The sequence below is a fragment of the Vibrio sp. RW genome (genome assembly GCF_027587105.1).
Lineage (GTDB): Bacteria > Pseudomonadota > Gammaproteobacteria > Enterobacterales > Vibrionaceae > Vibrio > Vibrio toranzoniae.
Genome location: NZ_JAPPTM010000010.1, coordinates 72,611 through 85,373, shown reverse-complemented (window position 1 = coordinate 85,373; position 12,763 = coordinate 72,611). Strand labels below are relative to the sequence as shown.

At 45.1% G+C, this 12,763-nt stretch carries 10 protein-coding genes; 6 read left to right on the top strand and 4 right to left on the bottom strand.

Going from position 1 to position 12,763, the window contains the following annotated elements:
- The first annotated feature begins 258 nt into the window (after positions 1-258).
- The 4 genes from hslR to OCT63_RS11330 all read left to right on the top strand — a co-directional run bounded on the left by hslR (position 259) and on the right by OCT63_RS11330 (position 5,629).
- Entirely contained in the window at positions 259-645 is a 387-nt protein-coding gene (gene hslR, locus OCT63_RS11345; RefSeq protein WP_060466906.1) for a ribosome-associated heat shock protein Hsp15, read from the top strand.
- Between the two features lie 19 nt (positions 646-664).
- Positions 665-1,546, top strand: a complete 882-nt coding sequence (gene hslO / locus OCT63_RS11340; RefSeq protein WP_269983742.1) for an Hsp33 family molecular chaperone HslO — start codon at positions 665-667, stop codon at positions 1,544-1,546.
- A 335-nt stretch (positions 1,547-1,881) separates the two neighbouring features.
- The gene (pckA, locus tag OCT63_RS11335; RefSeq protein WP_017055600.1) at positions 1,882-3,507 is read left to right on the top strand and encodes a phosphoenolpyruvate carboxykinase (ATP); all 1,626 of its coding nucleotides are present in this window, start codon (positions 1,882-1,884) and stop codon (positions 3,505-3,507) included.
- Between the two features lie 151 nt (positions 3,508-3,658).
- Complete coding sequence (locus OCT63_RS11330) at positions 3,659-5,629, top strand: AsmA family protein (protein WP_269983741.1); 1,971 nt, start codon at positions 3,659-3,661, stop codon at positions 5,627-5,629.
- 43 nt (positions 5,630-5,672) lie between these two features.
- Here OCT63_RS11330 and OCT63_RS11325 read toward each other — a convergent pair whose 3' ends face one another.
- Genes OCT63_RS11325 through OCT63_RS11315 form a run of 3 tightly spaced genes read right to left on the bottom strand, consistent with a single transcriptional unit; the run spans position 5,673 to position 7,972 of the window.
- The gene (locus OCT63_RS11325) at positions 5,673-6,608 is read right to left on the bottom strand and encodes a bifunctional GNAT family N-acetyltransferase/hotdog fold thioesterase (protein ID WP_060466903.1); all 936 of its coding nucleotides are present in this window, start codon (positions 6,606-6,608) and stop codon (positions 5,673-5,675) included.
- Between the two features lie 16 nt (positions 6,609-6,624).
- Positions 6,625-7,059, bottom strand: a complete 435-nt coding sequence (gene dtd, locus OCT63_RS11320; RefSeq protein ID WP_269983740.1) for a D-aminoacyl-tRNA deacylase — start codon at positions 7,057-7,059, stop codon at positions 6,625-6,627.
- A complete protein-coding gene (locus OCT63_RS11315) occupies positions 7,031-7,972 on the bottom strand; it encodes a virulence factor BrkB family protein (protein WP_161679619.1) in 942 nt (313 codons plus the stop codon). The genes dtd and OCT63_RS11315 overlap by 29 nt, the downstream gene beginning before the upstream one ends.
- Positions 7,973-8,169: 197 nt before the next feature.
- On the opposite strand from OCT63_RS11315, the gene OCT63_RS11310 reads away from it, so the two are divergent.
- Entirely contained in the window at positions 8,170-8,700 is a 531-nt protein-coding gene (locus OCT63_RS11310) for an AAA family ATPase (RefSeq protein ID WP_269983739.1), read from the top strand.
- Between the two features lie 199 nt (positions 8,701-8,899).
- Here OCT63_RS11310 and typA read toward each other — a convergent pair whose 3' ends face one another.
- Entirely contained in the window at positions 8,900-10,732 is a 1,833-nt protein-coding gene (typA, locus tag OCT63_RS11305; protein WP_060466899.1) for a translational GTPase TypA, read from the bottom strand.
- 561 nt (positions 10,733-11,293) lie between these two features.
- On the opposite strand from typA, the gene glnA reads away from it, so the two are divergent.
- Positions 11,294-12,703, top strand: coding sequence for a glutamate--ammonia ligase (glnA, locus tag OCT63_RS11300; protein ID WP_060466898.1), 1,410 nt, complete (start codon positions 11,294-11,296; stop codon positions 12,701-12,703).
- Positions 12,704-12,763 lie beyond the last annotated feature (60 nt).

Here is a 12,763-nt window from a genome sequence, read left to right as displayed (position 1 = left end):
GCTGAAAATCATTAAGCTTCCAACTTTTTCATTCATTCGTTCGATACCAAGCGCATTTAAGCATAAGATCATGAATTATATCATAGCCAATTCATAAATCGGCATTAGATGGCTATTTTGTAATATGACTTGAAAAAAATGCCAACCGCCTCCACTTTAAGCTTCTACTTAATGTGATAAGCATCATCAAGAACATGTTGCGCTCTGTTAATTACAGTTAAACCACATTCATTTTTCACTGAAAAGGCACAACCCTATATGAAAACTGTTGATGAAGCTGTCAGACTCGATAAATGGTTGTGGGCAGCTCGTTTTTACAAAACCCGCTCTATTGCTCGCAACATGGTCGATGGTGGCAAAGTCCACTATAATGGTCAACGCAGCAAACCAAGTAAAATTGTCGAACTTGGGGCGGTGATTACACTGCGTCAAGGGAATGAAGAAAAAACGGTGACTATCGAGAAAATTTCGGCGCATCGTGGCGGGGCTCCGATCGCTCAAACACTCTATGAAGAAACCACCGAGAGCTTGGCAAAAAGAGAAGAGTTTGCGAAACAACGCAAGCTGAATGCTCATAACCCAGCTCCAGATCGTCGTCCGGATAAGAAGCAACGTCGTGACATCATCAAGTTCAAGACTCAATAAGCTAGAAGGAATAGACCCAATGTCTACAAGTAATGTTTTAAATCGCTACCTATTTGAAGACCTATCAGTACGTGGTGAATTGGTACAAATGGATAAAGCGTACCAACAGATTATTTCTAGCAAGGAATACCCAGCGCCAGTACAGAAACTGCTGGGTGAGCTATTGGTCTCAACGACACTACTAACGGCGACCTTAAAGTTTGAAGGTTCTATCACTATGCAGCTTCAAGGTGATGGCCCAGTATCTCTCGCTGTGATCAATGGTGATAACAACCAGAAGATCCGCGGTGTTGCTCGCTTTGAAGGGGATATTGCTGACAACGCAGGCCTACACGACCTTATGGGTAAAGGCCATCTAGTGATCACTATCGACCCTAAGCAAGGTGAGCGTTACCAAGGTATAGTTGGCCTTGAAGGCGACACGCTTGCTGAAGTGCTTGAAGGTTACTTCGCTAACTCTGAACAGCTTAAGACTCGTCTATGGTTACGCACTGGCGAGCATGAAGGTAAAGCACACGCTGCTGGTATGCTATTGCAGGTTATGCCAGACGGCACAGGTACGCCAGACGACTTCGAACACCTAGAGCAACTAACTGACACAGTTAAAAACGAAGAACTGTTCTCCCTAGAAGCGAACGAACTGCTTTACCGTTTGTACAACCAAGAGAAAGTCCAGCTGTTCACCCCACAACCAGTTGAGTTCTACTGTGGTTGTTCACGTGAGCGGAGCGCGGCGGCTATCATTACGGTTGCTCAAGAAGAGATGTACGACATCCTAAGTACCGAAGGTAGTGTTGCTCTGCATTGTGATTACTGTGGCACAAATTATTCATTCGACAAGAACGACGTTGATGCACTGTACGCTGAAGCAGCCGATAAAGGCAGCAATACCGTTCATTAATTTATAACGTACCCAAAACACGTAATTTACCCAAAAAGGCCAGCTGCAAGCTGGCCTTTTTTGTGATCAAAATAGCGCAAAGCCCGTTACATCTCGTAATAAAATCACCGCTTAATTTTCATCAATTAATAATGTTCCTGCCCCTAGCGCAAAGGTTTGCGTACAGGATAGACTAGTTGGGCCAATATGTGACGAGACACTTAAAACCTCAATGTTAATATGGATACTTTTTGAGCTGTATCCCTGTTTCCCCCGAGTCTCGTTGCTAGCATGGTGAGCAGATAACCATAAAAATTAATACAAAATCCCTACAAAATATCCTACAAGGAGCACCTATGACCGTTATGGAACATACAAAGGCTGCACAAATTGATCTAACTAAGCACGGACTGACAGGCGTTACTGAAGTTCTTCGTAACCCTAGCTACGAGCAGCTATTCGTTGAAGAAACACTGCCAGGTTTAGAGGGCTACGAAAAAGGCGTAGTAACGGAACTTGGCTCTGTTGCGGTTGACACTGGTATCTTTACTGGCCGCTCACCAAAAGATAAATACATTGTTAAAGATGACACGACCCGCGATACCATGTGGTGGTCAGATCAAGGCAAAAATGACAACAAACCGATTACACCTGAATTATGGAATGAGCTGAAAGAGCTTGTGACAACTCAGCTATCTGGCAAGCGCCTGTTTGTGATTGATGGTTACTGTGGTGCGAACCCAGATACGCGCTTAAGTGTTCGTATTATCACTGAAGTAGCGTGGCAAGCGCACTTCGTTAAGAACATGTTCATTCGTCCAACTGACGAAGAGCTTGCAACGTTCGAACCTGATTTTGTGGTAATGAACGGTGCTAAAACAACCAACCCGAACTGGGAGAAGCAGGGCCTAAACTCTGAAAACTTCGTTGCGTTCAACCTGACAGAGCGCGTTCAAATCATTGGTGGTACTTGGTACGGCGGTGAGATGAAAAAAGGCATGTTCGCAATGATGAACTACCTACTTCCTCTGCAAGGCATTGCTTCAATGCACTGTAGTGCAAACGTAGGCGAGAAAGGCGATGTAGCCGTATTCTTCGGCCTATCAGGTACGGGGAAAACAACACTATCGACGGATCCTAAACGTGAGCTGATCGGTGATGATGAGCATGGTTGGGATGACGACGGTATCTTCAACTTTGAAGGCGGTTGTTACGCGAAGACGATTCGCCTATCGAAAGAAGCGGAACCTGAAATCTACAACGCAATCCGTCGTGATGCTCTGCTAGAAAACGTAACGGTCCGTGGTGATGGTTCTATCGATTTTGATGACGGTTCAAAAACAGAAAATACTCGTGTTTCTTACCCGATTCACCACATCGAAAACATTGTTAAGCCAGTATCAAAAGCAGGTCACGCTAAAAAAGTTATCTTCCTGACAGCGGATGCATTTGGTGTGCTACCACCAGTATCGAAACTGACTCCTGAACAGACTAAATACCACTTCCTATCTGGGTTTACAGCGAAGCTCGCAGGTACAGAGCGCGGTATTACAGAGCCAACGCCAACGTTCTCTGCGGCATTTGGCGCTGCATTCCTAACGCTCCACCCAACTCAGTACGCTGAAGTGCTTGTGAAGCGCATGGAAGCGGCTGGTGCAGAAGCTTATCTAGTTAACACAGGTTGGAATGGCAGTGGTAAGCGTATCTCTATCAAAGATACTCGCGGCATCATCGACGCTATTCTAGATGGTTCAATTGACAATGCAGACACTAAGGTTATCCCTATGTTTAACCTAGAAGTGCCACTCGCCTTGCACGATGTAGACTCGACCATTCTTGACCCACGTGATACGTACACTGACCCGCTACAGTGGGAGAGCAAAGCGAAGGATCTAGCAACACGATTCATCAACAACTTTGATAAATACACAGACAATGCTGAAGGTCAGTCACTGGTTGCGGCTGGTCCACAATTAGACTAACCCACCTATCTGCTCGGGCTAAGTCCAAAACGAACGCCCATTTACAATGATATTTTGTAGCAAGCCCCTCTTTTGAGGGGCTTTTTTGTTGATGCTTATCCCTTTTTGTTCCACTCTGTTTGAGACTATTGAAATTTAAGGCTTTCAGGGAATGAAAAAGGTATTCATGGTATTCGGTATTGTGCTGGCTATCGCCGTTGCGGTTATCGCTGCGTTGTTATTAAGCCTGCAGACTCAATACCGTGCTGATGTTGCTAATTTTTTTATAAAACATACGCTTGAACAACCTCTACTCATTGAAGATGTTGAGTATCAGGCGCCTTATCACATCACTTTGATGGGTATTACCCAAAACCGACCTGAAAAAAAGTCGCCTTTGTACATCGACAAAGTCAGTATGTGGTTTAGCCCTAGCTCTATAGTTCAAGCCAAACTGATCTTGGATTCAGTGTTGATCAGCGGTCTGCAGTTAGAAGTTGATGATTTAAAAAACCTCACATCGGTACTTACGCAGCCAAACCTCAAGCTTCACCAGTTGGCCATCAATAATCTAGATTTCTCGACCCCAGACTTTAATGCGCGAGGCATTGATCTTCAGATCTCCGATCCCATATGGGACGGGCACAACTCATTATTACCTTATGGCAAAACCCAACTCTCAACCACGCAACTGTATTGGCAAGACGAAGCATTCGATAACCTGTTGATTGACCTCGAACTAAAGCCGATTGACAGCACTCTTTATGGTGCTTCATTTGACTGGCGTGGCGCTAAGGTTTCCGGTCAAGCAGAACAATATCAACATGACTGGTCTTTGGTGAATGTGACGATCGATGGTTTACGACTCAACCAAAAACAGACCCAAAGCCTATTGAACAAACAATGGGATATGACAGGTATCCAGATCAATCACATCAACAGCTTAGATATTTTGCGTAGTGACCTAGAATGGGCAGACGGGCACCTCGCATCCTTTGACGCCTCATTAGAAAACATACAGTTGCCTTTTGAATTGTGGCAACAACAGAACGCCATTTTTTCTCTACAAGCTGAAGGCGTCACCTTAGACAATGACCAATTCATCGACCCAAGCCTTAAGCTCAACCTAGAGCCCAACCGGATTCTGATTGAAGACTTCTATACTCAGTTTCTTCAAGGCAATGTTCAGCTCAATGGCAAGGTGACGCCTGATGCTATTGATTTAGCACAGCTCGACCTGCAAGGCATCAAGTGGCTTACCGAAAGCCAAGATAACCACCTACCAGCCGCACGCCTAATACCATGGCTGAGACAACTCCAGAACGTCGAAATTAACCGACTTAACATAGAACGCAGCCAGTTCATCCAGCTCGCAGAAAAACCTTACTGGCAGGTATCAGGGCTGCATGTAGAAGGGCATCAAGTTCAACTGTTGCAAGATAGAAAGCTAGGCTTGTGGCAAGGAGAGTTATTGGCAAGCGCCAACGATGCCAGCTATCAAAACATTCTCAGTGCTCAGCCTGTGATTGAGATGAATAGCAAACAAGGAAAGTGGACGTTAACACGCCTGTTTATGCCATTGAAACATGGTTATATTGAAGCGAACGCCACCTTAGACTTCAATCAAATCAGCAAGCCATGGAGTGTCGATATCTCGGCTGATGGATTACCGATATCATTAATGTTACAACCATTGGAGTTACCACTCGATGCAACAGGCTACGGGGAGTTCGAACTTCAAGCCGCGGGTTTATATGGTGATTCATTAATGCTTGGCTACTCAACCACTGGCCAACTCACCGGTAGCGTTCGCCAAGGGGTGATGACCTTTAACGATACGCTGTCTGAGGCATCGACTGATAACGTGTTTGAAATCCCAGAATTCAATGCGAATTTTGACCGTGGACGCTTCACACTTGAACCAGTGCACATTATTGGTGCATCCGCAGCCGAGAAAGGTACGCAAAGGGTTCAAACGTTAAATGGTGAGGTAAAGGGAGAGCTCGACTTGCTTAAAACTGAGCGACATACGCTATCCATTACTCTGTCTGACCAATGCCATCAAATCTCAGGAAAGCTCGACCAAGCCGAATATTCAGAGATAAATGACTGCCAACAAAAAAGCGCGACTCCGCAAGAGTAGCGCCTTCAATCAATAACCCAATCTACATCAAGCAAGCGTGAAGTTATTCACTCACCTTGTTATCAGTCGATAGGATTTCCTTGTAGTCAGGAATCAGCATATAGGTTCCCGTAAACTCCACCGCTTCCACATCGCCACTGCGAATCGTCACGTGAATAATAATACGAGCCTTCCTACCTGAAGCGAGACGATCCAAGTCACCACTTATTCCATCTAGAGATGTCGCCGCAACCGGATTTTGCTCGACTGGGTGACGGTAGCGAATATTACTGTCTGCCAGCACAATATCACCACTAAGGCCTCGCTCTTTCATCAGTAACCAAGTCATTCCCCAGCCCGTTAAGGTCGCTAAGGTAAAGGCCGAACCTGCAAACATAGTGTTGTGAGGATTGAGGTTGGGGTTCAACTGAGCACTACACTCAAACTGATAGCCAGTATACTGGTTGATCTTGATGCCCATTTTGTCACTGATTGGAATTTGATGCTCCCAACGCTGCTGCAGTTCATTACACCATTCTGGTTTGCGAAGCACGTCAGCCATAGGGTCAAGGTGCTTAACCATCTGTTGATGACGAACGGGGCCACGTTGGTCACTAATCTCACCGCGACATTCAAATTCATTCTTTTCATAGAATGAGATCGCATCTTCACGAGCATTACACACCAAACGCTTGGCCCCTTCTTGACGGGCCAGCGACTCTAACGCAACCAAGATAAGTGAGCCCATGCCTTTACTCTGGCGAGATTTCTTCACCGCCATGTAGCGGATTTGACCTTCTAGATCGGAGGTAATATATAGGCGACCAATCGCCATTGGACGACCTCGACCATCCACAATCACACGATGATGACTCATAGGATCGTATTCATCACGCTCTGAGCCAACGGGCATACGCCAAGGCTCACGCAGCATCTGCCATCGAAAATGGTAATACTTATTCAGTTGATTTTCGGTGGTTGGAGTTATGAGTTTAAACATGCTTATTCCTTTAAGCTTAAACCTGTAGCCAGAATGTCACTGGACCATCATTAACCAACGACACTTTCATGTCGGCTGCGAATCGGCCACGTTCCGTTGGCAATACTGATTCACATTGGTCAGAAAAAAAATCGTAAAGACGCTCTGCATCTTCAGGGTGGGCACCACGAGAGAAACCCGCTCGAGTTCCCTTCTTGGTATCGGCTGGTAGTGTAAATTGAGAAACCACCAACACTTTACCTTCAATTTGCTTTACGTTGAGGTTCATTTTTCCGTTTTCATCTTCAAAGACACGATAAGTGGTCACTCGTTCCATCAAACGCTTCGCTTTGGCTTCGTCGTCACCTTTTTCTACGCCTAACAGCACCAACAAACCTTGCTCTATCTCGCCAACGACTTCGCCATCAACACGGACGGCAGCGTCACTTACTCTCTGGATCAGTGCTATCACTATTGTTTCCTTGCTCTGTGATTTTGTCTTTATCTGACGAGTGTACCACTTCTTGCGAACCACTCCACTGTTCGTGCTCACCAAGCGCAGCGGTCACTTCAGCCCCGACTAACACGATAAGCCAACACAAATAAATCCAAACAAAGAGAATCGGAATCGCCGCTAGCGCACCGTAAATCAACTGGTAAGACGGAAACTGAGTAATGTAAGCCGCAAAGCCTTTCTTGCTGAATTCGAACAACAGAGCCGCAACGAGAGAACCAACAGCCGCATGAGAAAAGTGTACCTTTTTATTTGGCACTAGCAGATACAAACCGAAGAAAGCCAAGAAGGAAATGATCAAAGGAAGCTTTCGAATGACCGTATTAAATGCGTCAGACACAATGTCATGTTGTAACAAACTTAAGGAAGTGACATAAGAAGTGACGGCAATGCTCGCTCCTACCAAAATAGGTCCAAGCGTTAATACCATCCAATACATAGAAAAAGACAACACCGCACGTCGCTTTTCGGTCACACGCCAAATGTAGTTCAGGTTCTTATCTATATTGGAAATCAGCATCAAGGCTGCGATAAACAAAAACACACTGCCCACCGCCGTCATCTTGCCCGTATTGGCGACAAACTCAAGCAAGGCACCGTTTACCGCATCACCTGACGCAGGCACAAAGTTGGTAATAATGAAGTTTTGAATCACCAGACCGACATCGGAAAAAACTGAAAACGAAGACAAGGTAGAGAGCAAAACCGTCAGCATCGGTACAATCGAGAGTAAAGTAATGTAAGCCAAGTAGCCCGCATTTACGTTCACTCTATCGTGTGTCATCCGCGTGAGAAGATAGCGGGAAAACTGGATGCTTCCAGTGATTGCGTTTTTTATCTTCAACTTGTAACCCTCTTGTAACTCGTTCATAGTCCTAATTATTATTCCGTCATTTAACTATAGGAAACTAGGATGCCTTATTTAATCGTTATAGTCCTCTCTATTTTTCACGCTGACTGGGTGCCAATCCGCTTATTACTGAACTATGAAGCGTGCCGAGAAAAAAAGGCATCGCCTACGCGATAAAAATAAATCGTCTCAATAACAGCAAACCAATAAGAACCCACATGAAGCCAATCATTATCACTGGCGGTCCCGGAGCCGGAAAAACGACCTTAGTTAATGCCTTAGGTGACGAAGGTTACCCTATCTTTTCTGAATCCTCTCGCCAGTTAATTGAACAGCAAAGCCAGCTTGAAGGTGGGGTCCTGCCTTGGCTAGACTTACCGGGATTTGCTCGCCTGTGTTTAACTGTGATGCGTGAACAGAAGGAACAAGCTAATCAACATCAGATTACGTTTCTCGATCGCGCGATCCCAGACATTTGTGGTTACCTAACTCAGGCTAACCTTGAGATTAATGAGATTTACCGAGAAGCCAACAAAGGCTATCACTCCCAAGTCTTGTTCTGTCGACCAGAAGCCTCTATTTATGTGCAAGATGACGTGCGTCCTTATCCCTTTGAAGAAGCATTAGAGATTCATCATACGTTAGTCAACGTTTATCAAGAACTAGGTTATGCGGTGGTTGAAGTACCATTTATGTCGGTAACAGAGCGAGTGCAATTCGTTGAAAGTCACCTGGGAATCAAAAGCTAGATTCCAGATATCTCGTCCCTCGATTCAGGAATGACGATTCGATGAGTGATATGGAACGCGCTCTTCGTATCTCGCATCTCGTTTACCCGTATCTATCTTAATGCCACACAAAACAAAAGCCCCGAGCAGCATAGTCACTACTCGGGGCTTTCTTAACTAAAACGTATAGTTAGCTCTAAACTAACTCACCTGCAAACAATTAGTCTTTAGCAGGGCGAGAAGCGCGCTTACGTTCGTTCTCAGTAAGAAGTTTCTTACGGATACGTACGTTTAGTGGCGTAACTTCTACTAGCTCATCTTCATCGATAAACTCAAGAGCTTGCTCTAGAGTATGCTTGATCGGTGGAGAAAGAACTTGTGCTTCATCAGTACCAGATGCACGAACGTTCGTTAGTTGCTTACCTTTCAGACAGTTTACTGTCAGGTCGTTTGAACGGTTGTGAATACCGATGACTTGACCTTCATAAACTTCATCCGCGTGCTCTGTGAATAGACGACCACGAGCTTGAAGGAAGAATAGTGCGTAAGTCAGAGCTTTACCCGTTGCGTTCGAGATAAGAACACCGTTATTACGCTGACCAATGATACCGCCTTTGTAAGGGCCGTAGTGATCGTATGAGTGGTAGATAAGACCAGAACCAGACGTCATTGTTAGGAATTCAGTTTGGAAACCGATAAGACCACGAGAAGGCATCATGAAGTCCATGCGAACACGGCCTTTACCATCTGGAGCCATATCCGTTAGCTCACCTTTACGCAGACCGATGCTTTCCATGATTGCACCTTGGTGCTCTTCAAGTACATCGATAGTCACCGTTTCAAACGGTTCCATTTTCTGGCCATTTTCTTCTTTAATGATTACTTCTGGACGAGATACTGCTAGCTCAAAACCTTCACGACGCATGTTTTCGATCAGGATAGATAGGTGAAGTTCACCACGACCTGATACACGGAAACGGTCTGGACTGTCAGTTTCTTCAACACGCAGTGCAACGTTGTGTACGAGTTCTTTTTCTAGACGCTCAAGGATGTTACGTGAAGTAACAAACTTACCTTCTTTACCCGCGAACGGAGAAGTGTTTACTTGGAACGTCATTGTTACTGTTGGTTCATCAACAGACAGAGCTTCCATCGCTTCAACATTGTTTACGTCACAGATAGTGTCTGAAATTTTCAGCTCACCAAGACCAGTAATCGCAATGATGTCACCAGCATTCGCTTGTTCAACTTCGTGACGGTCAAGGCCTAGGTAACCTAGAACCGTACCGACTTTACCGTTACGTTTCTTACCGTCAGAACCAACGATAGTTACTTGTTGGTTTGGCTTAACAGAACCACGTGTAACACGAGCAACACCGATAACACCGACGTAAGCGCTGTAATCAAGTTGCGAAATTTGCATCTGTAGAGAACCGTCAAGGTCAACGGCAGGCGCATCTACTGTATCAACAACTGCTTGGAACAATGGTTCCATGTCTGTACCAACTTCGCCTTCTTCCATTGTTGCCCAACCGTTTAGAGCTGAAGCGTAAACAACGGTGAAGTCCAGCTGCTCATCAGTAGCACCTAGGTTGTCGAAAAGGTCGAACACTTGATCCATAACCCAATCAGGACGAGCACCTGGGCGGTCAATCTTGTTGATGACAACGATTGGCTTAAGGCCGTGTGCGAATGCTTTTTGCGTTACGAAACGAGTTTGAGGCATTGGGCCATCAACTGCGTCAACGATAAGCAGAACAGAATCAACCATAGACATGATACGCTCAACTTCACCACCGAAGTCCGCGTGTCCCGGAGTATCTACGATGTTGATGCGGTAATCATTCCAGTTAATTGCTGTGTTTTTAGCAAGAATGGTAATGCCACGCTCTTTTTCGATGTCATTCGAATCCATGACACGCTCTTCAGCTTCACCACGAGACTCAAGAGTGCCTGACTGTTGTAGCAGTTTATCAACCAAAGTCGTTTTACCGTGGTCAACGTGCGCGATGATCGCGATATTTCTTAACTTATCAATCTGTGGAGTAGACATGGATTCTCGATTCACTCATAAAAGTAGCCGTCAGTTATCTCAAAAGTTTGGATAATAACCGCTAGCTTGATTTAAAAAACGGTCAATAATATACCAGATTCTAGACAAAAACCTAGAAATATGTGATCTGAACCAAAGCTTTTTTCTTTGTTAGCGATTCATATCCGCTAACTTTGAGCCAGTACGGTGCTGCACAGCTAAATTCGCAGAGCTCTAAAAAAACATCGCACGTGAGCTGCGAGCTAAATCTCTGGCAAAACCACAAAAGTGGATTGACAACTTAAGCAATTCATTGCTGAATGGTGCTCTCATATGTCATATATTGGTGCACAGGCAAACGTCCGCACCAACAAGGTGCAATGAAGGATCATTTTGGTGCAAAAACCAAAGTGAACAACACAGATAAACAAGTAAACCGTTGAAATTAATGGAATAATTTTTTTGGCACGTTTTTGGCTTTAGATAAATCAGCATCGATTAATGCACTTATAGACATTAATCAATGCTAGTTTCAACCGAATCGAGCTAATACCGAATTAATAACACTGGAGGTTATCCAAGATGTCAGTAGAAAATGTACTATCCCTGATCCAAGAGAACGAAGTTAAATTTATCGACTTACGTTTTACTGATACAAAAGGTAAAGAGCAGCACATCTCTATTCCTTCTCACCAAGTTGATGCAGACTTCTTCGAAGAAGGCAAAATGTTTGACGGCTCTTCAGTAGCTGGTTGGAAAGGCATTAACGAATCTGACATGGTAATGATGCCAGACGCAGCCTCTGCTGTACTGGACCCATTCACAGAAGACGCAACACTAAACATCCGTTGTGACATTCTTGAGCCTGCAACAATGCAAGGCTACGACCGTGACCCACGCTCTATCGCTAAACGTTCTGAAGAGTACCTACGTTCTACAGGTATCGCAGACACAGTTCTCGTTGGTCCAGAGCCAGAGTTCTTCCTATTTGACGACGTTAAGTTCTCAAACGATATGTCTGGTTCTTTCTTCAAGATTGATGACGTAGAAGCAGCTTGGAACACAGGTTCTGACATCGAAGGCGGTAACAAAGGTCACCGTCCTGGCGTTAAAGGCGGTTATTTCCCAGTCGCTCCTGTCGATTCATCTCAAGACATCCGTTCAGCAATGTGTCTAGTAATGGAAGAGATGGGCCTAGTCGTTGAAGCTCACCACCACGAAGTAGCAACTGCGGGTCAAAACGAAATCGCAACTCGCTTCAACACGCTAACAACGAAAGCGGATGAAACTCAAATTTACAAGTACGTGGTACACAACGTTGCTCACGCATTTGGTAAAACAGCGACATTTATGCCTAAGCCACTCGTTGGTGACAACGGTTCTGGTATGCACGTTCACCAATCTCTAGCAAAAGACGGTGTGAACCTGTTTGCTGGTGATAAGTACGGCGGCCTATCTGAAATGGCACTTTACTACATCGGTGGTATCATTAAGCACGCTCGCGCAATCAACGCATTTGCTAACCCATCAACGAACTCGTACAAGCGTCTTGTACCTGGTTTCGAAGCACCGGTAATGCTTGCTTACTCTGCACGTAACCGTTCTGCTTCTATCCGTATCCCAGTAGTACCAAGCCCTAAAGCTCGCCGTATTGAGCTACGTTTTGGTGACCCAGCAGCTAACCCATACCTATGTTACTCAGCAATGCTGATGGCTGGCCTTGACGGCATTAAGAACAAGATTCACCCAGGCGAAGCGATGGATAAAGATCTATACGACCTTCCTGCAGAAGAAGCGGCTGAAATCCCAACAGTTGCAGAATCACTACAAGAAGCTCTAGCTGCGCTTAACGAAGATCGTGAATTCCTAACCGCTGGTGGCGTATTCTCTGATGACTTCATCGATTCATACATCACTCTGAAATCAGACGATGTACAGCGCGTGAACATGGCGACACACCCACTTGAATTTGAACTGTACTACTCAGTTTAGTCCTCAGTTGGAAGTGCTGCGGCCCTTACCCTAACAGGTAAAATCCGCTGCAACATGTAA